12 protein-coding genes and 1 tRNA gene are annotated in these 21344 nt (G+C 51.7%); 7 read left to right on the plus strand and 6 right to left on the minus strand.

Annotated features, from left to right (window positions below; all coding sequences use genetic code 11):
* Positions 1-15 precede the first annotated feature (15 nt).
* Both KOR42_RS07775 and KOR42_RS07780 read left to right on the plus strand, forming a co-directional pair.
* Positions 16-1263, plus strand: a complete 1248-nt coding sequence (locus KOR42_RS07775; RefSeq protein WP_197440963.1) for a carboxylate-amine ligase — start codon at positions 16-18, stop codon at positions 1261-1263.
* Positions 1253-1984 (plus strand): N-formylglutamate amidohydrolase, encoded by a 732-nt coding sequence (locus tag KOR42_RS07780; RefSeq protein ID WP_146508540.1) that lies wholly within the window; start codon positions 1253-1255, stop codon positions 1982-1984. Before KOR42_RS07775 ends, KOR42_RS07780 begins: the two co-directional genes overlap by 11 nt.
* A gap of 67 nt (positions 1985-2051) precedes the next feature.
* Here KOR42_RS07780 and KOR42_RS07785 read toward each other — a convergent pair whose 3' ends face one another.
* From KOR42_RS07785 to KOR42_RS07800, 4 genes are all read right to left on the minus strand, one after another.
* The gene (locus KOR42_RS07785) at positions 2052-4472 is read right to left on the minus strand and encodes a serine hydrolase (RefSeq protein WP_146508542.1); all 2421 of its coding nucleotides are present in this window, start codon (positions 4470-4472) and stop codon (positions 2052-2054) included.
* Between the two features lie 84 nt (positions 4473-4556).
* Entirely contained in the window at positions 4557-5588 is a 1032-nt protein-coding gene (locus KOR42_RS07790) for a dipeptide epimerase (RefSeq protein ID WP_146508544.1), read from the minus strand.
* Positions 5585-6661, minus strand: coding sequence for a DUF1611 domain-containing protein (locus KOR42_RS07795; RefSeq protein ID WP_146508546.1), 1077 nt, complete (start codon positions 6659-6661; stop codon positions 5585-5587). The genes KOR42_RS07790 and KOR42_RS07795 overlap by 4 nt, the downstream gene beginning before the upstream one ends.
* Before the next feature lie 169 nt (positions 6662-6830).
* Positions 6831-8291: a sulfatase family protein gene (locus KOR42_RS07800; protein ID WP_231740765.1), complete on the minus strand. Its 1461-nt coding sequence runs from the start codon at positions 8289-8291 to the stop codon at positions 6831-6833.
* A 506-nt stretch (positions 8292-8797) separates the two neighbouring features.
* On the opposite strand from KOR42_RS07800, the gene KOR42_RS07805 reads away from it, so the two are divergent.
* Both KOR42_RS07805 and KOR42_RS07810 read left to right on the plus strand, forming a co-directional pair.
* Positions 8798-10417 carry an arylsulfatase gene (locus KOR42_RS07805; RefSeq protein ID WP_197440964.1) on the plus strand — a complete coding sequence of 540 codons (1620 nt, stop codon included), beginning with the start codon at positions 8798-8800 and terminating at the stop codon, positions 10415-10417.
* 213 nt (positions 10418-10630) lie between these two features.
* Positions 10631-10704: transfer RNA gene (locus KOR42_RS07810), tRNA-Val, on the plus strand.
* 272 nt (positions 10705-10976) lie between these two features.
* On the opposite strand, the gene KOR42_RS07815 is transcribed toward KOR42_RS07810, so the two are convergent.
* Positions 10977-11507, minus strand: a complete 531-nt coding sequence (locus KOR42_RS07815; protein WP_146508552.1) for an ECF-type sigma factor — start codon at positions 11505-11507, stop codon at positions 10977-10979.
* A 458-nt stretch (positions 11508-11965) separates the two neighbouring features.
* Between KOR42_RS07815 and KOR42_RS07820 the strand changes: the two genes are divergently transcribed.
* The 3 genes from KOR42_RS07820 (at position 11966) to KOR42_RS07830 (ending at position 18319) form a co-directional block, all read left to right on the plus strand.
* Positions 11966-14800, plus strand: coding sequence for a protein kinase domain-containing protein (locus tag KOR42_RS07820; protein WP_197440965.1), 2835 nt, complete (start codon positions 11966-11968; stop codon positions 14798-14800).
* 384 nt (positions 14801-15184) lie between these two features.
* A complete protein-coding gene (locus KOR42_RS07825) occupies positions 15185-16489 on the plus strand; it encodes a leucine-rich repeat domain-containing protein (protein ID WP_146508556.1) in 1305 nt (434 codons plus the stop codon).
* Between the two features lie 288 nt (positions 16490-16777).
* Positions 16778-18319 (plus strand): sulfatase family protein, encoded by a 1542-nt coding sequence (locus KOR42_RS07830; RefSeq protein ID WP_146508558.1) that lies wholly within the window; start codon positions 16778-16780, stop codon positions 18317-18319.
* Positions 18320-18382: 63 nt separating this feature from the next.
* Here KOR42_RS07830 and KOR42_RS07835 read toward each other — a convergent pair whose 3' ends face one another.
* Entirely contained in the window at positions 18383-21334 is a 2952-nt protein-coding gene (locus KOR42_RS07835) for an FG-GAP-like repeat-containing protein (RefSeq protein WP_197440966.1), read from the minus strand.
* Between the last annotated feature and the right edge of the window lie 10 nt (positions 21335-21344).

Here is a 21344-nt window from a genome sequence, read left to right on the forward strand (position 1 = left end):
TCCACCAATCACTCCATGACGATCTCTCCGCCTCTTCATCTGTTCGAAGCTTTTGGAGTCGAACTCGAATACATGATCGTCGATGCCGAGACGCTCGACGTTCTCCCGATCTCGGACCGACTCCTCCACAGCGAGGATGACCTGCCCGTCTCAGAAGTCGAACATGGCGACATGGCATGGTCGAATGAACTGACTCATCATGTCATTGAAATCAAAACAAACGGACCGCATCCAACACTCGCACCACTGGCAACGCGATTTCGGAATCAAATTCGACAGATCAACTCACAACTTCTTTCACACAATGCTTTACTTCTTCCGACGGCCATGCACCCGTGGATGAATCCGGAACGCGAGTTGCATTTATGGCCCTACGATTACAGCCCGGTTTACACTGCATTCCACCGCGTCTTTAACTGCAACGGGCACGGGTGGGCAAATTTACAGAGCATGCACTTAAACTTTCCGTTTGCAGACGACGAAGAGTTCGGAAAACTGCACGCAGCGATTCGACTGATTCTTCCGCTGTTGCCCGCTATCGCAGCCAGCTCTCCGTGGTGTGACGGACAAAAGACCGGATACCTGGATTCCCGGCTTAATTCTTACGTCCCAAACTCGCGAAAGGTTCCTTCGGTAACCGGAGATGTCATTCCCGAACAAGCTTACACTCAAGAAGAATATCATCGGAAGATTCTTGAGCCGATGTATCGTGAGATCGAACCATTCGATCCCGACGGACTTCTTCAACATGAATTCCTGAATGCTCGTGGAGTCATTGCGAGATTCGACAGAAATGCGATCGAAATCCGCCTGATCGATGTTCAAGAATCCCCTCTCTCCGACATCGCCATCGCGTCGCTTGTAACTGCAACTCTACAACGACTCGTGAACGAATCCTGCACAAGTATTAGTCAGCAAAAAGAAATGGAAGTCGCTTCGTTAAGAACCATTTTGGATCAGACCATTCAGGATGGCGAGCGCTCGGTCATTACAGACCGGAACTACCTCCGACAGTTCGGGATCAGCGAACCACAGGTCACCGCGCAAGAAGTGTGGTGCAAGCTCTTCGAAGACAGCCGGAAGCAGATTTCTGCATCACATCCGGACGCAATCCCCTCAATTGAACTCATCCTCAAAGAAGGCCCCCTCGCGCGTCGTATGCTCAATGCTCTGAGTGAAGCGCCGTCGATCGAAGAACTGCGAACCCTGTTCCGCTCGCTCGCGGAATGTCTCGCAGAGGGACGCGCCTTTCATGGACTCTAATTTACCACCAGCATCTGCGACTTTCACACCTGCACTGATCATTTCCTGTGAACACGGAGGAAACGAAATCCCGGAAGAGTTTCGTTCGCACTTCTCCGGGGCAGAAGAGATTCTCGAAACTCACAGAGGGCTTGACCTTGGAGCGCTCGACATCGCGAAAAAGATCGCACGCGCACTGCAAGCTCCCATTCACTTTTCAACGACTTCGCGTTTACTCATCGATCTAAATCGGAGCCCAGATCATCCAGACCTGTTCTCACAATGGTCCCGACGACTTACAGAGCCTCAGAAGGCCAAGTTGATCACACAAAATTACGCGAACTATCGACAGAAGATCGAGACCTCCATTCGGGAACGAACGATACTAAAACGAGTCATCCATTTGTCGATCCATTCCTTCACTCCCGTCTGGAACTCCGTTCAACGGTCGACAGACATTGGGTTGCTTTTCGACCCCGATCGGCAGTTCGAAGTTGATGCCTGCGCACTGTGGAAGAAACTTATCATCGCCGAATTTCCAGAACTGACAGTCGATGACAACCGACCGTACCTCGGAACCGATGACGGATTGACGACGTACTTACGAACCCAGTTTAGCAACTCGATTTATGCAGGAATTGAACTCGAAATCAACCAAAAACTTCTCTGTGTTCCGGCCGACTCACAAGAGTTTCGCCGCCGGTTCATCCGTGCCACGCTCGCCTTTCAAAGACAGCTGTAACGATCTTCCCATCCTTTAACAGCTGTCATAAGAATTTCCCAATTCAATTCCGAAATGAGATCGAGGTCTACTGACCTGTCATCTCTTCGAACGTCTGATTTCCGATACGGTACTTCTTCCAATCGCGATAGTCGAAGTGCCACCACTCAAACTCATAAACGGTGAACCCTTCTCGCTCCATTGCTCTCCGCAAGTGATCGCGAAACCACCTCTGGCGGGATGTTCCTCCGGGATATTCGGGATAGGAACGGGAAGAGAATTCGTCGTAGCCTGCCACCATCGGAACTTCAACGCCTGAGGCAATGTCAACGAGTGTCAGATCGACAGCACACCCCCGATTGTGTCTTGAGCCGTACTGCGGATTCGCTACGAAGTCCTTAAGCTTGCCAGGGGTCGCTTCCCAGAACATTTTCGTCACATACCATGGTCGGTAAGCATCGAAAATCTGCAATCCCAGCCCTTCTTCTTTTAGCCGCTTTTGAACACGCACAAGGGCTTCGGCCGCCGGTCGCTGCATATAAGCTCGCGGCTGTTTGTAAAAGACAGCTCCCATGAAGTTATTGTCCGTCGCATAGCGAATATCGAGTTGAACGCTGTCATCAAGCTCAACGACTTCGACGAGATCCGTCTCACGGAAATTTCCGGATTCTTCGGGCGGGCTGGCCTGTAGGGCTTCAACTCGCAACTCTTCAACCGGCCGGATGGGAGTAATCTTGAAGGTCTCTCCCTTTTCGGTGCCGACCTCACGTCGGGGAAAGACCACTCCGCTGGAAACGACGGCAGTCACTTTCCCGTCGGAATCTCGAACGAACTCGACCCCTTCCCCTCCCGACATAGCATGCTCGTTGTATGTAAATCGGTCAGTTCCCAACTCTGACAACGGATAGTCAAACAAGTATTCCACCAGTGCGTGGAGTTGCCCGTTCACCTCACGAATATAAACAGGGCTGTGTTCTTCTCCGTATTCTCCGATCAGGTCCTTCCACTTCTCAGGAGCATCTTCTGGACATGTATCCGGAACGCGCCGAAACTTTTCATCACCGATTGTCAGATCATCATGACTCTGAAAGTTGACCGGCAAACCAAAGCCAAACACATCATCGACGACCAAATTCCCGTCATCAGCCGATGCACGTACGATGAAATGAACAGGTCCGTAACTCACAGTGACTTTTCCGTCAATCTCATTGATCCTCGACCAGCCATCGCCGTCGACCTCTTGATAGAGACCAATGATGTCCGGAACGCGTTCGGTTGGAACGGGGACAGTTGTTTGATACTCGGGAAGTGTCGATCCATTTTGCGCAGCGATCACAAGGCGGAGGGCATAGTCTGCGAGACGATCAACAACGCCGTTTGTGTTGTCGAGAGAACACGAAGCAACGACTCCGAGTCCCCGTTCCGGAAGTGCTGAGAGTTGGGTTGAGAATCCATAAACAGCCCCTGCATGCCCGACCTTTTTGTTGTCATCCAGTCGACTGATATCGAATCCGATCCCGAACTGTTGCGGTTCCCCGGACTCATCGACTTGTTCTGCCATCATCTCCTCAAGCAGTTTCGCGCTGATGATGCGTTTCCCGTGATAAACACCGTCATTGAGAATACATTGAACAAACTTGGCCAGATCGACCATGCTTGCCCTGAGTCCTCCGGCAGGGTCAATCCCAAGGCTGAAAGTCGGTGCGGGGAATTGAATTCGCTCAAAAGTTTGCAGCCGACCTTGAGCAACATCCGGTTTCATGGAGTCTGTAACTTCGAAACCGCTCTGATTCATTTCGAGCGGATTCAGCAACTCATCACGAAGACATTCGGGATATGGCTTTCCGAGCACTTCCTGGAGTGCGAGACCCACAACGGTGATTCCCGCGTTGGAGTATTTCGTTTTCGTCTCCGGCGGATAAACCAGTTTGGTTTCGTTCAGGCTCGCGACGGTTTCTTCAAGGGCTGGCTCGGACGCATCGTAATAGCTTCCAACTGGCGGCTCTCTGACAATTCCTGATCGATGCGACATAAGCATCCGCAGAGTGATCGGTTTGTCTGTTGGATTCTCGGGCTGAAAAGACGGAAGGATATCTGTCACGGGAGCATCAATATCAAGCTTACCTTCGTCGGCAAGTTTCATCACAGCCAAGTCCGTAAAGAGCTTTGAGACGGAACCAAGACGATAGATCGTCTCTGAATCACAGGGAGTTTCACCTTTCAGATCTTTGCTTCCAAACCCGGAACTCCAGAGAACGCCGTTACGATTGACCAGAGCGATGGACAGACCAGGAAGGTTCTTCTGTTCCATTTCATAGGAAATGGCAGCTTCCAGCTTTTGAACGGCATTCTCATGAAGAGTTTCCGAACCAGTCGCGTCGCCTTCCGCGATCGCTTTGTCTTGAGCGAACAGAAAGGCTTTATCACCCAGAAAGTGAGCTCCTCCGGCCAGCAGCGCCGATGCCAGCAAGGCCACTCCGACACTCCAACATGTTCTCGTGTAATTCACTTTAGTGCTCCAATTCTTGACACACTCTGACACTTCTAATTTTTCTTAAGCATCTCGTCTTCATTAAGAACGAGCTGTCGGTAGCTAAGAATCCGACTTCAGCCGAGCTCCGTTTCCGTTTCCGTTTCGTTCGGAAAGTTTCACTTGCCCCTGAAGAACGAGAACACCTTCCGCCGGGTCTTCTTCAAGAAGGCTGGAGCCGTCCAGGTCTGCATAGTCTAGCAGGGGAAGCAATTGGGCTGCTCCGCTGATTCCGACCGAGCTTTCGATCATACACCCAACCATTGTCTTCAAGCCCAGCTCTCGCGCGTTCTTCAACATCTTGAGCGCAGGGGTCAGCCCTCCGCACTTGCAAATCTTCACGTTAATGCCGTGAAACTTTCCAATATACCGACGTACATCTTCTTCCACCTGACAACTCTCGTCGGCAATAATTGGCAACACGGAGTTTCGAAAGACAAATTCCTGGTCCGCCTCCGACGCATCAGCTGGCAAGGGCTGTTCGATGTACTCGACTCTCAGGTCCTTGAGAACGATTGAGTTGTCGACAGTTTCCTGCGGCCCCCAGCCACAATTTGCGTCGACACGGAAGATCGCGTCGGTCTCCTGTCGTAGAGCGCGGACGATCTCAAGATCGCGGTCTGTTCCAAGTTTAATTTTGTAAATGTCCCAGCCCTGTTGTCGATGTAGCTTTTCAACCATCGTCGGAACAGTGTCGATCCCAATCGTGTAACTTGAGACCGGTACGTTCTCCCAAGAGAGCCCCCAACGCTTCCACGTCGGGAATTGTTGAGCGCGAGCAAAGTAGTCATGAGCAGCCATGTCGAGGGCAGACAGTGCGAAAAGATCTCCTTCGAGTTTCTCTCGAAAAACATCCCAAACGTCTTCCGGTCGTTGGCTGATGTACTCTTGAAGAATCGATTCAATTTTCTCCAGCGACGCTTCCATTGAAGCGATTGTGTGACCGTAGTAAAGATTCTCGGTCACTTCGCCAAAGCCTGAGATGCCGTCGTGCTCCAGTTGGACAACGAGACTCTTCTGGTGAGTCATCGAGCCGCGAGCGATCGTAAAAGGTTCTCGAAGTTTGAGAGTTAAATGATGCTTCGTCAGTTTCATGAGCCGACAACTCCCTTACGCAAGTTGAGACACGCTTCGACCAGTTTCTCCGGTCCGTCTCTATAAACATCACAAGCTGGGAGCCCCGTTTCATCAGTGATCCGAATGATTTCTTCCTGTGCTTCCTCTTCGGTCAGCGTCCGTGTATTCACTGCGGCTCCGATCACTTTGCACGGATGTCGTAGGTTGGCAATCGCTTCCGCCACGAGCATTTGCTGGAGAATGGGGACGAGAGGAACCTCATCGAGACCTTTGACCTCCTTGCGGCCAGCTTCGTAGCAGAAGATGAGTCCATCGGGAGCACATCCATGGAGCAAGCCGACCGTCACACCAGAGAAAGCGGGATGAGCGACACTCCCCTGCCCCTCGACCAGCAGAATATCATGTTCCTGATTTTCCAGGACAAGGTTCTCTGCAGCACCGTTGATAAAGTCTGCAATAACACAGTCAATCGGCACACCGGCTCCGGAAACCATAATTCCGGTTTGTCCAGTGGCCAGGAACTTCGCATCGTGTCCTTGTTCCTTGAGGGCACGTTCCAACTCAACCATCGTCACCATTTTACCGACACTGCAATCGTGACCAACAGCATGAATCCGCAGACTCCCAGGACGAAACTTCGCCCCTGTCGCTGTGTTGCGAAAGCTGTTTTTCCGAACGTCGATAAGCCGCCCACCATGATGCGCCAACAACTCGACGAATTCATCGTTGTCGGTCAGAAAATCGTGCAACCCGGAAACAACATCGAGCTTCCGCCGAATCGCACTTCGAACAATTGGTTGCCACTCCTCTGGCAGCTTTCCGCCAGGCGGGGCAATCCCGATATACAAGGCGTCGGCATCGGGAACTTCTGAGAGTTCACTGACGACAGGAATCTCACCACCGACGCCAAATAGTTCGTCTGCAGTTTGAGCCGTTGCCGTTCGATCGATGACTGCCGCGATATCGTCTGTCCGATAGCGCAACATGCTGATAGCTGTTTTCGCAAGAAACGGAGTCGAGTATCCATCTGTGAGGAGTGCAATGCGATGATGGGAAAGAAACTCGCTCGCAGGCTGAGTCGGTTGAGTCATCGTCGTCCCAGTTAGTCTGATCAATAATACCGAGTATTTAATTTATGAAGTTAAGAAAGTTAAACTTAATCGAGGACGAACTGCTTGTGTCCATGAAAGACTGCAGGCGTCTTTGGACACTTAAATCGTCTCAACTCTTCTGATGAAGATTCGATGTATTGTGAAAAGCTTACAGCTGTCCAAGTGGACGACGGCCCGGTCCCACGTCTTCTCCGTCGCCGAGATCCTTTCGCATCTCTTCTGCATATCCCTGAAGTTCTTCGACGACTTCAGGATGCTGATCGGCGAGATTGGTTGTCTCTCCAATATCTGACTCAAGATCAAAGAGAGAGAGCTCAAGCTGATGCGGAATCGACTTACCTCCGGGAATTCCCCCTTTTCCGGGAACGGGTGATCCGTATTTCTGCGAAAACATCAGCTTCCACTTCCCTTTTCTCAAAGCGACGAGGCGATTCTTCCCGTCATAGTGATAGAAGACCTCATGCGGGCTCGTGGCATTGTCGCTTCCTCGCATCAACTCAGAGATGTCTTGTCCATCAATTTTCCGCTCAGGCAACGGAGCTTCGGCGAGGTTGGCAATCGTCGGAAGCAAATCGATTGTCCCGGCCACTTCACGACATACCGCTCCAGCCGGAATTTCGCCCGGCCATCTCATGAGACACGAAACGCGAAAGCCTCCTTCAAAGTTACTTCCTTTTCCTTCCCGTAGCGGTTTCGCAGATCCTGCATGATCTCCGTACGAAAGCCACGGTCCGTTGTCCGAATTGAAGACGACCAGTGTGTTGTCGTCGATATCAGTAGCTTTGAGTGTTTCGAAAATTCTGCCGACTTGCCAGTCGATCTCACTAATGACATCACCGTAGAGCCCTCGTGCAGTTTCTCCTTCAAATTTCTCTGACACAAACAACGGAACATGCGGTTGCGGATTGGGCAAGTAGAGAAAAAACGGCTTTTCACGATTCCGTTCAATGAAGTCAACAGCCCGCTCAGTCAACTGTGTTGTGAGTTGAACCTGATCCTCGGGCTGAACCGCTTCGTTTACAACTTCAAGCCCCTCATAAAGCGGAAGATTTGGCCACCTTTTGAGACGCTCTTCCAATGGGAGATGACGAACGCCCGGATGAAATGGCCACATGTCATTGGAGTACGGGAGACCGAAGTATTCATCAAACCCCTGATTGGGAGGAAGAAACGCGGGCTGATGTCCTAAATGCCACTTTCCGAAACAAGCTGTTGCGTATCCCTTCGACTTGAGAATGTCCGCGATGGTTTCTTCTTCCGGGTTCAATCCGTTCTTCGAGCGAGGTCCGAAGTTTCCTCCAACTCCAACTCGCGTCGGGATGCATCCTGTCATCAACGCTGCCCTTGACGGGCTGCAGAATGAGCGTCCAACGTAGAAGTCGGTGAACAGCATTCCCTCCGCAGCCATCTGATCAAGATGCGGAGTCTGATAGCCTTCTGCCCCGAAAGGTCCAATGTCGGCGTACCCCATATCGTCACAGAAGATGACAATGAAGTTCGGAGACGTTTCTTTCTTTGCGGAAGAATCCTCGGAAACTGCGACTGAACACAAAACGAGCCCAAGGGTCACAGCAGCAGTCAGACAGCTTCGGAATAACAAGAACATCATTTCACCCAGTTGAAACTCAAAGATGGCGACAACGACACATCAATCAAACGTTAATGGCAACCGGTATTGTGTCGCAATCCACTCCAGTCTGGATCAAAGCAGAACGCCGGTTCCCCTCCGAAACGATCGAGACAACCAGACTGACCGCAACTCCCACAAAAGAAACCTTTCTGTATATGTTTCCCTTCGAGTTGCAACTCCGCGCCAACAAAGTACGGGACACACGAAAAGACACAAGATGCGGTTTGCAGCAAGCGATCGCCTCACGTGCGAATCGAGAAGTGACTGAAAGCTCCTTCGACCATAAGCGGTGCTGTGGGAACGGACAGCACTCTTCGAACACATCCTCGAGGAATGCACGCGTGCAAACAAAGCACTCATTCACCACAATGGGTCCTGACTAATGCAGCCCGAGCATTGAAGACCGTTCAACGGAGCACGACAATCTCACATGGATGTCGTCATTTGTCTTCGATGCTGAATTTCCAACGTGGATCAGGTGAATAGTGAGAGTTCTTCGAAACGCTGTAACCGTTGTCGGATTGGCCGTATTCCTGAGTTTTCTTGCTCAAGAAACGATTGCTTCGACTCCGAACTTCCTTGTCATTATCGTCGATGATCTCGGATTCTCAGACGTCGGGAGCTACGGCGGGGAAATCGCGACTCCGAATCTCGATCGCCTCGCAGAGAACGGTTTGCGGTACACACAGTTTTACAACACAGCCCGCTGCTGGCCTTCGCGGGCTGCCCTTCTCACAGGATACTACGCTCAACAGGTTCGCCGAGATGCGTTCCCTGGAATCCCCGGCGGCGGACGGGGGAACCGGCCCAGTTGGGCACGTCTCCTTCCGGAAGTTCTCTCTCAAGCAGGCTACCGATCCTATCACTCAGGGAAATGGCATCTCGATGGAATGCCCATCGAAACGGGGTTTCATCGCTCGTATCTCTTGAAAGATCAAGGACGCTTCTTCAATCCGAATATCCACTGGAAAGACGACAAACGACTTCCCGCCGTAGAAAAGAACAGCGGTTTTTACGGAACCATTGCCATCGCTGACCACGCGATCTCATGTCTACAAGAACACAATCGTGACTATTCTGATCAGCCCTTCTTCCATTACCTCGCGTTCACCGCTCCGCACTTCCCGCTACATGCCTTGCCGGAAGACATTGAACGCTACGCCGGTCGCTACAACCAGGGTTGGGAAATCGTTCGCTCCGAACGCTGGGACCGGATGCAACAGCTTGGCCTTCTGACCGGTCAACTCTCTCCGGTCGAATCAGAAATTGGCCCTCCTTATGACTTCCCGGAGCACCTCAAGATTCTGGGCCCCGGAGAAGTCAACCGCCCTCTGAAATGGGATTCCATGTCCGCACTTCAGCAAGACTTCCAGGCACGAAAAATGGAAGTCCATGCCGCGATGGTTGATCGAGTCGACCAGGAGATCGGACGAGTCTTACGTCAACTTGAAGAGACGAACCAAATCGACAACACAGTCATCATGTTCCTTTCGGACAACGGAGCCAGTGCCGAAATCATGGTCCGTGCCGATGGGCACGACCCCGAAGCGAGTTTTGGTTCAGCGGAAAGCTATCTCTGCCTCGGTCCCGGATGGTCGACCAGTTCCAACACACCCTTTCGACGACACAAGACATGGACTCACGAAGGGGGAATTTCAAGTCCCCTGATCGTTCACTGGCCAAACGGAATTTCCACTCCGGGAACTCTCCGAAACTCCCCCGCTCACATCATCGACATCGCTCCCACACTGATCGAACTGGCCGGAACCTCACGTTTCACTGAATGGGAAGGTGTCTCCGTCCCCGCTCCGCCGGGCAGAAGCCTCGTCGATTCCTTCTCGTCCGATGATCCCGAAGCTGAGAGAACTCTTTGGTGGTCACATGAAAACAACCACGCCATCCGAGTCGGGAACTGGAAGGCGGTCGTCTCCGGAATCGACGAAGACTGGGAACTCTACAACCTCGAACAAGACCGCACCGAAACCCAAAATCTCGCGGACGAAGAACGAGACCGACTCGAATCGCTGGTATCGCGCTGGACTCAGCTCCGAAATCAGTTTTACGAACAAGCGACTGGGCAACCCGTCCCCTCCGATGCTGAATGATGCCACTGCCGACCCACTGAAGAACGCAATTGCAGGACCGGCAGCTCCGGAAAATCTCCTCGTAAGTGCTGAAATCTGCACGAAAATCGGAACCAGCAGGACCCCGTTGCCTGACACAACCAAACACGCACAGAAATCGCAGCCTGAACTCGACGATTCACTCAATCTTCTTGCTTGACGGAGCCAAACCCTGTAGATACAGTTCGCACTCAGGCACCCGTAGCTCAGTTGGTTAGAGTGCATGCTTGACATGCATGAGGTCGCTGGTTCGAGTCCAGCCGGGTGCACTTCTTTTAACTTCTTGTAGACACATTCTTTGTGTCATGAGGCCGATCCTTCCCTGGCTCAAGATCATTCTGGTCAGGGACCTGAGGATGGCCTCAAGTTGAAGCCTTGAAGATCTCGCTGACAGAATCACTTTTGGCGTACTGTTTTCGACGATGGCGATGAAGCCATTGCCAAGAGAACTCAGCGCGATCATCCATTGTGTGAAGGATGTTCCGCGAGGGTTCAATCTCCAATCGAAAACGACATCCTTGGATTCTTCTGGGCGGCGAACTTACTCAATTTCTTCGCTGAGTTCTTTCTTCAGCCATGCTTTGGCAAAACCGAGTTCTGCCTGAACTGTTGAGCGGGAAACGTTGAGTTCGCTCGAGATTTCTTCGCCTGTCAATCCGCCAAAGAATTTCAACTCGACGATCTTTGCCGGGCGAGAGTGTGATTCTTCCATCACTTCCAGTGCATCGTGAAGTTCGACGACGTCAACGCGAGACGTCCCGGTTGTTATCGACGGAAAGAGTGCTTGGCCCCGCCCTTGTTGGCCGCCTCGTTTGAGTGTTTTTCGCTTTCTTGCATGATCAACAAGCAACCGACGAAGGATGTTCGCTCCGACAGCCATCGCGTGCGTTCGATCGTTGAGATCGACATTCCGCTGCTCGAGAAGCTTCATGAAGGCATCGTTCACCAGAACCGTTGGTTGCAAAGAGTGGCCCGGTGCCTCCTTCTTCAATTCCCGACCGGCAAGCTGATGAAGTTGGTCATACATCGACTGATGCCACTTCGGCCGGGAAATTTCCTGACTGCCTGTCATCGATTCCAGAGTTCCTGTCAAACCAGCGAGTCGGGGATCTGAAGCTTCGAAAAATCTCGAAAACAGCACTACACACTTTGAACTCAATTCTCGCCAATCTCCATAGAGAGAACAACTTGCCCCTCAAAGAATTTCATTGTGTCCATCAAGGAATTTGCTGAAGCAGGATGAGACCTCGCCAGAATCTCGTTCCCGGTGTGCAGTGCCTCGGACAATCAAACGCTGCGTTCCGAAATAGAAGACCACAACAAACGAGCGGATTCCGCTCACTGGCTTTCGCTCAAGATTTACCAGTGCTTGACTAAGAAAAATCGTGAAAGCCGTTCACCACCTGCCTGAGAGAAGAAGGCCATCTCATGATCATTTCGCAATCCCAACTAGGCGTTCGTGTTCTTTGGTCCTCGGATTCAGTAAAAGGGAAGGTGTTGTCGACGCACGATTCAGCCAGGAGATCGACCGTGAACAACCATGACCGGAGTCATCATCCGGAGCGGGCACAAAGGGTCCAAGAACTGTTTATTGAACTTGTCGAACTGCCTGAGGACGAGAGAAAGCTTCGTCTCAAGGAAGTCGCCCTTGCAGACGCAACGCTCGCGCAAGAGGTCGATTCTCTTCTCGCCCATCACCGAGAGGATTCTTCATTCCTTGAAGATGGCGATGCGCTCAAGGTCAATCTCGGGGAAACCCAAATCTGGAGAACTCCGCCGGTCATTCCCGGTTTTCAGTCCATTCGGCAAGTCGCTGAGGGAGGTCAGGCTGTCGTTTTTCAGGGGCGACAGGAATCGACGAATCAACTCGTCGCGATCAAAGTTTTGAAAGACAACCTTCAGGGAGACAAGTCCGCTCAAAGTCGGCACCTTGAAGAGATTCGAACGTTGACCCGCATCCAACATCCGAACATTGTCTCCATTGTCGATTGCGGTGTGACAGCTGACGGGCGTGAGTATTACATCACCCGTTATATCTCCGGATACAATCTTGATGAATACATCAAAGAGAAATCTCCCAAGCTCGAACAACGGGTCGCTCTGTGTGCGAAAATCGCCCGAGCTGTGGATGCAGCCCACAAATCGGGAATCATTCATCGAGATCTGAAACCTTCCAACATTCGAATCGACCGTCATGGCGAACCTTATGTGTTGGACTTTGGACTTGCGAAAGGGACAGACGGGCAATCGTCCATCGACTCCAACCTCAAGACAGTTCCGGGCAGCTTTGTTGGAAGCGTCCCGTGGGCAAGTCCGGAACAGGTGAATCGCAAATTCGGAAAGATCAGCGCCAAGACGGACATCTACCAATTGGGAGTCGTCTTCTATCAAGTCTTTGCATCAGGTGAATTCCCCTACCCTGCGACCGGAGAACTCCTCGAAGCTTTTCACAGCATTCTCGACGTGTCCCCCAAGCCGTTGCCTGATGCTGGCAACAATAAAAAGCTGGCGAGAATTGAAACCGTCCTCCTCAAGGCTCTCAATAAAAAACCCAACGATCGCTTCTCCTCAGCGAGAGCTTTCGCACGAATGCTCGAGCAGTCAATCTCGATCCCTGCACGCTCTCAAGAACCGGTCTCAAATGGAGCCAGCAGACTCTCGATTCTTTCGTGGATGTTCCTGCTGATTCTGTTCCTCGGAGGAATTTCAGGAGCGGGATATATGCTCGACAAGTATGTCATCCCGGGAGAGATTACGAACTTACTGGTGGAATTGAAGGAGAAGACACAGCAAGCATTCCAGAACCAAACTCCCGTTATTCCTGGTCAATCCGGAGATGACAATCCGGATGACGACGACCCGGATGACAAACCAGGAGACGACAAACCGGACGATCAAAACGCCCCTGGAAACGACGATGAAGTCCCGCCGATTGATCCAGTCGAACCGGACAAACCAATCGTCACGCCACCGCCTTCGGTTCCTGAGATTTCCATTGCCATCGACGATGCCGAAATCAATGAAGGTGATTCCGGACCCCAAGCTCTTGTGTTTCCTGTAACGCTTTCCAAAGCAAGCACTGAAACGATCCGTGTTCGCTATACCATGAGTTCACAAAACTCAAGAACACCCGCTGATCAACAAGACTATCAACCCATCGAGAAGGGGACGCTGACCTTTGAACCTGGCGAGACGGACCAATCCATCGAGGTCAACATCGTCGGCGACGAGGACTATGAACCGCACGAAACCTTCAGTGTGCAGCTGACGGAACCTGAGAACGCGGTCATTTCCCGAGACATCGGAATCGGGACAATTCTGAACGACGATCCATTTCAATCACAGCCAGGCAAGCTCGACTTTCAGCAGGTCGAAAGCGGACAGTTGCCGGACGACTGGGAAATCATCGGGAACACGGGAGTCGATCTCTCAAGTGGATTTCCAGCTCTCAAGATCGTTGGGTCAGGGAAAGATGAAAACGCTGTCATCAATCGCTCAATTCGAGTTGCGGATAAATTCTTCATCGAAATGCAACTCGTTGATGAAGGCAACGACCATCTGGAGTTCAATCTCAAGTCCTCGGAAACCGGTGAGACTTCCACCTTTGAAATTGGGACCAAAAGCGTGGTTGGCTGGACACTCGTTTCTGGATCAACATTGTTGGACAAACTGGCCCCAAGTTCCTCCGGAAGTCGCGATGTAGTCTGGTTTCGCATCGAGAATCGACCTGACGAAGGACTGTTCGTGATTGTGAATGGCGATCTCATGAATGCGAAGAAGTTCGGGGCCCCCCTCACTGGACCATTCGATTCCCTTGAGGTGCGATTTGACGATCCCTATCGGAAGATGTCCATTCACAACCTTCGATGGGGCCCGATCTCTCCGACACGCGGATTGCAGACTGTGGAATTCGGGAACTCTCAAATGAAGATCGTCCCATCTCAGTTACCTGAGGGATGGACGCGCATTGGCCCGGCAAATCCTGATCGACGGACACGATGGATTTCCGATCCCCTTCAGATTGGCGACGAATTCCTGGCGTCCTTTCGCATCAATGTGCTGAGACGCGGGGAATTTCAACTCAATTTCATTGGCGAAGGCGGAAGCATGACCCTTCCAGTCAGTTTCGATTTCGGACGCAGTGTTGCGGTCATGTCTGCGTGCGGTGCGCAGCGAAATTTTGAATACCGACTGACGAACTACGAAGTGAGAATCCGCAAACAACAAGACAAACTGCTGGTGACCGTTGGCGACTCCACAAACACACTTGTCGTTGACGCCCGAGGTTTCGGCAACTTCGAACAAATAGAACTCGATGTGAGCCCCCCGAGTACCTTCGAAATCTCGAAAATCTGGATCAAGTAGCTGCCAGCGAGAGTGTCTTTTCCGAAGATTGCTGTACCAAACGACGCATCAATGAATTCTCCCAAGAGTCGAAAGTGACTCCCGGGCGGAAATCCGTTCTCCAGTTTTTGTGAACAACGGTTTCAAGGTTTCGGTCAAATTCCGGATTTTGTTCAATTTTTCGAGAAACTACCTTCAACCCTTGGGGTTGAAACCGCAAAATCGCTCGAACGAAGATCGACACGACCAAGAGGGAACGACTGCATTACGATTCTCCTCGAATTTCCGAGAGAATCGCAGCCAACTTCGGTATTGCTCCCCAGAGTTTTCGGCCATTTCTTCTGAGAAATCAGTGCCTGTGAAAACCGTGGCGATGTTGAGAACTCTGAATGAGAATCGCCACAAATGATCCCAAACTCAGGACACATCCTCAACGGCGTGTTAGCCGTTCTCGGCGTGATTGTCTTTCTCTTTGCCTATCAATTTCAGAACGACGACCAGCGGCTCGAAAAACTCTTCAAGGAGTCCGGGGTCACATTCAAGTACGACGTCGATGGAAACACACCTCTCGCTGCCGAACTCAGTGGAACCCATCTCACAGTGGAACTGGCTGAAGAGCTCGCTGAGAAGAAAGAACTCCTCCGCTTGAGTCTCTCGGATTGCCAAGTTGACAGCGCGGCACTGGAGGTGCTTGCTCGGTTGCCAAACCTCAAGAACCTGTTTCTCTACAACTCATTGACGGATCCATCCTCAAACTGGTCGCCGCTACTCGACCAGTTGACTCTCGAGAATCTGGTCCTCGACAACGTCAATATTACCGATGATGAACTGATTCGAATCAACCGCGACATGTTGACTTCGCTCGATATCAAAGACTGTGAACAACTGTCCCAAAAGTCGATCAAGTCCTTCGCGGAATCCGAGTACCTCCAGAAACTGCGAACACAAGGAATCCCAATTCCAGTCGCCCTTTGCAGGCATATCGCACTCAACTCACCGGAGTTGACCTTTCGTTTTCAGCCAGAAGATTTGATTGAATTCAAACCACTCACTGAGCGATACGGGGTGACTCATCTTGATGACGATTTTCGAGTCATCGGTCTCGAAATCAATCAAGACACCGCGGGCATTCTCGAAACCGATCAAGACCTCTTCGAGAAACTCAATTCGCTGAGATTGTCCAAGAGCAGCATTGACCAAAGCATTTGGGACTGGATCAAAAAACAGGAGAAGCTGGAGTCGCTGACGATCGTCAATTCAACGATGGACCTCGACTATTCGATCGAACCTCATCAACTGTCACAGCTGCATCACCTCTACCTCGAAGGTGTGATCACCTCAGAAAGTGAAGACGAACGCCTCATTCTTCCTGAGCTTCGAAACCTTCGCACCCTTACCCTCAAGTCACCGCTTTCTCCAGGAGTTTCACTCGAGAATTTCTCGTCAGACAAGCTCAGTTTCCTGAGCATCGAACAGAACCTGACAGAAGATGACTGGCTCCGCCTGAAAGGGCATCCGCAACTCACAACGCTGATGATCCACGATGAAAACATCGACGAAATGCGTGCAGAAGTCATTTTCAGCCTGCCACGCCTCGACCAGTTGTTCCTCATTCGATGCGAAATGACAGAACAAATTGGCTCACAGTTCTCGGAAGCTGACTTCTCAATGCGAGAATATCGTTCGGGCTTCTTCCACGATCGAGACTGACTTTCGCTCGTTACGAAATTCATTGAACGCGTTCGCATCTTCCGATGTTGTGACGAGTCCCTCCAGTTGCGACCGGTCTCTTCTTCGTAGCTGCGCACTGCTGAATCTCATTCGGTCTTTGATTATGATCAACGCGTTCCGGAATTCGCTGAGTCACGATCTCAGGATTTCTGTTGGCGATGTAACCCGGACCAACGGAATCCCTCGCAGTCGCTGACAGTGTAGTCCTGCCCTGTCATGTGGAACCGGGATGACCTGATTGAAAGATGCACTTAAAGGAAATGCTCGATGAAACTTCTCGGAATCTCGTTCGCCATTTCATTTCTCGCAGTGTTCGCTTCTGCAACCTTTGCGGAAACGCCGAATATCGTTGTCATCATGGCTGACGATTTGGGATACGGAGACGTTTCCTGCTACGGAGCAACATCTCTCAAGACACCAAACATCGATCGTCTTGCTGCCGAAGGTATTCGATTCACCAGCGGGTACTGCTCCGCGTCGACGTGTACCCCCACTCGCTATTCATTCCTGACAGGCACTTACGCTTTTCGCGGAAAACGGACTGGAATCGCCCCTCCGAACGCCCCCGCAATCATTCAACCCGGCACGGAAACGATTGCGTCGATCTTACAGAACGCAGGATACGCCACGGCGGTCATTGGAAAGTGGCACTTGGGACTCGGAGGCCCCGAAGGACCGGACTGGAACGGGAATTTGAAACCCGGTCCACTCGAGATTGGGTTTGATTCCTGTTTTCTTCTCCCCACGACGAACGACCGTGTCCCGCAGGTGTATGTCGAAAACCATCGTGTTCTGAACCTCGATCCGAATGATCCTCTCTGGGTCGGAAACAAGAAGCCTTCACCCGATCATCCCACCGGAATCACGCATCGTGACACCCTCAAAATGAATTGGTCACACGGCCACAATTCGACCATCCACAACGGAATCAGCCGCATTGGATTTTACACCGGGGGACATGCAGCCCGGTTTCGAGATGAAGACCTCGCTGACAAATGGGTCGAGCAGTCAAAACAATTCATCGCGGATAACAAGGATCAACCGTTCTTTCTCTTCTTCTCCTCTCACGACATTCATGTTCCCCGAATTCCTCATGAACGGTTTCAGGGCGCGACTTCGCTCGGCTACCGCGGCGATGCCATCATCCAGCTGGACTGGTGTGTTGGAGAGCTTCTGGACGCTCTTGAGAAGAACAGCCTCTCAGAGAAGACACTGGTTGTTTTCTGTTCCGATAACGGACCAGTTCTGGACGACGGATACGAAGACGGAGCGATCGAGAAACTTGGATCTCATCGACCGGCGGGTCAGTTCACTGGAGGAAAATACAGCGTTTACGAAGGGGGGACACGAACTCCATTCATCACTCGGTGGACTGGTCGAATCTCGCCGGCAGTCAGCGATGAGATTGTCTGCACGATCGATCTTGCAGCGAGTGCGGCTGCGTTGACAGAACAAGAACTTCCCGAAGATGCCTGCCTCGATAGCTTCAATGTTCTCGGTGCACTCCTCGGAACCGAAGGAGCGAAAGGACGCACTTCACTTGTTCAACAAGACAACGGAGCGAGCGGCACCTTTGGCTATCGATCAGGAAACTGGAAGCTGCATCGCCATGACAAACGGCAAGCTCGGAATGTCGTTGTTGAAACCAAACTGGCCAATCGTCCCGTCGAACGATTTCAGTTGTTCAACCTCAAGGATGATCCCGCAGAACGGAACAACCTCATCGACCAAAACCCGGAAGTCGCTTCGCGTTTGAAATCAGAGCTTTCGGAAATCATTGAAAGCGGACGAAGCCGACCGACCGAGTGAATGAATCAATTCCACCGGACGAAGAATCTGCTCGAAGAGTGACTTCTGCCCAAGCGATGCAAGTCAATCGCACGAGACAGTTTTGGCTTCGCCGTCAACTGATTGAAAATAGCAATTGGCGTCTGACTCGATCACCAACAACGTTCCATCAACTGGTGGAGAGTCAATTTCAGTGACAAGTCCACTCGGCCAGTGAATCACGATCGATTCGATTTCAGAATAGTTCCCGAGCCCGAAGTTAACGGACTTCTCATTGGACGCCATATAGCCATCCCCGGCAGTAACACTTCCGGACAGCTTGACGTCATTCACTTTCACAATCACCCTCGCCCCCACAGCATCCCGGGAACTCTGAACTCCCACCAGTTTCACATTGAGATGATGATTGTGATTCTCCGTCGTGTTCAAAAGGATGCTCGCATTGGAATGAATCAGTGACACCGCGGCGTCACGCAATCCGTCCTGATTGAAATCGCCAACCGCCAGTCCTCGTCCAAGCTGTTTGCGTTTGAAGAACTCTCCCGTCATTTCCGCGGGGATTTCCTCAAAGCGCCCGTCTCCGACATTCCGAAAGAACTGAGGATTCATCGCGAATTCCCCACCGGTGTCTCGATAGTCATCGACGTGACCGTTCGCCACGATCAGATCCAGCCATCCATCGTGGTCCGCATCCAGAAATTGAGTCCCCCAACCGACTTTCGGGAAGCTTGGCGACATCAGTCCCGAATACCGAGTGGAGTCGACAAACATTCGCTCTCCATGTCTCAGATACAACGTGTTGAACTCGTCTTCGAAGTTCGTCACAAGGAGATCTTCCGTACCATCTCGATTGACGTCCCCTAACGCGACTCCCATACAAGCCATTGCGAGCCCGTCATGATTAAAAGCGACTCCGGAGACCAACGCACGGTTTTCCAGTCTCACATCTTTTGCGTCAGAACCGACCTTCACCTCCAGAAGTTGATTCGCAACCTGATCACAAGCAATGAATAACGAAGGCAGCTCAGGCGGTGTCTCGGGAATCACGACGATCCCCAGACCTTTACTCTGTTCGGACACTTCACTCTTCAAACACGTCTCGAACTCACCACTTCCGTTGCTGATCAAGAGATCATCGGCGGCACCTTCGAATACACTCGGCGAACAAGCTTTCCCCTGACAGATCAGTTCGTAAACGCGCGGCCCTTCAAGATAGTTAACATCGAAGAGATCCGGATTGGAATCGCCGTTGAGGTCCGCGATGGCCACACTTGCAGTCCACTTTGACTCCCGCTCGGCAAGCTGCTCGGACACATCGAGAAACGTTCCATCTCCAGCATTCCAGTACAAAGCATTCTTCCCGACGTTCGCAACATAGATGTCCGCGAATCCGTCCTGATCGAAGTCACCGATCGCGACGCCCTGACCGAAGTCTCGCTCGGCAGAAAATCCAGCTGCGTCAGCGACATTGCGAAACTCATCGCTTCCCAAATTACGAAAGATTGCATCCGTCAATCGCCCAGTGTTTTGAGGAACCGAATGTCCTGTCGGCCAATCCCCTCCCTGCGGAAAAAAGAGATCCATCCGCCCATCACAATCAAAGTCGAGAACACCCACTCCCCCGCCAGTTTGTTCAAACATTCGAGCGCCTGAAGTGGCATCGTCCGCCCCATTTTCATAGATGAAATCCAACGGCAACTCTTCGAATTGAATTGCCGATGCAGCTACGGATGGCAACGAGGAAGACGACTCGACTCCCCGTCGACTCTCGACAAAGCTCGCGAAACGCTTCGCTGGATCATCGGAGGGGGCAGCGACCACGCGAGATTCTTCTGAGACAACGTCCAGGTCATCATCTAGAAGTGGGCCATATTCAGCCAGGAATTCATCAGGCCAAATCGCAGCCGGGAATTGTTTCTTTGCGTAGACCGACCAGGCACATGTCTCCCAAATCCGTCCCGTTGATTCCAACAGTTCCACAACAGAGCGGACGCTTTCTTCCGATTTCCCATCGGACCGCAAGACGTGATCAACCTGTTGGGAAAGCAGCAGCAATGCCTCTGAACGCTGCACGAGTTCCGGATCCGGTGGTTCCCCCGATGCTGTGATCGTTTGAATGAGAAGGTACATCGCCTGCCGGTGCTGCGGTGCCAGTTCCAAAGCTTTCAGAAGGCAATCTTCCGCTAAGGAAAACTCTTTCGAATGACTTGCCCAACGTCCACGAACATACCAGACGTCAGGGTGAGACTCTGCGTGTTCGGGAAGCGACTCATTCCATGCGACGAGTTCTCCGTCCGAGGACTCGGAGATCAATACTCCAAGTGCTGAGAGCGTTGAGACATCATCCGGGAACTGGACAAGTTCTTCTCTGAGAATTTCGACAGCGGCAGACCGGTCACCGGAAGCGATTGCGGACTGTGCAGTCGCAAGCCGGACATATCGATCATCGGGAGCGACGGCGATGCATTTATCGAGATACTCTCCCGGTTCAATCGGGCGATCGAGATCAGCAAACAGCGCCAATTCCTGAAGAGTTGCCGATCCGCTTTGAACCAGCGCGAAGTAGTGATTTTCCGACTCCCAGCGTCGACCAGCCATCGATTCCAGGAAGGCGAGTCGTTCATGGCAGGCAATGTTCAGCGGTTCATCTTTGAGAACTCTCTGATACTGGGCGACTGCTTCGGAAAGGAGTTTGAGCTCTCTCAGCACTTCCGCCAAATAGAATCGTGCATCGAGCGTTTGCGAACTTGGCGAATCCGCAACCGTTTGAAAGTAGCCTCGTGCACCTTCAAAGTTCCGTCCTCGCATGGCTGCTTCACCGGCGATCATCAACGCGTCAAACCGCAATGGGCTTGCCTGCGATACGCTCGCTGCCAGGTCTTCAGCACTCTTGTAGTCCCGGATCGACAAAGCATCCCGAGCCTGATTCAGAAGCTGTTCATCATCAGGCGAAGAACAACCACAGATAACAATCAGTGAAATACAAAGAAAGCAGACCTCGCCGAGCCTTCGACGTGGCCTGCCCTGTGAATTCAATGAATGCTTC

It is taken from the genome of Thalassoglobus neptunius (genome assembly GCF_007859735.1).
GTDB lineage: Bacteria > Planctomycetota > Planctomycetia > Planctomycetales > Planctomycetaceae > Thalassoglobus > Thalassoglobus neptunius.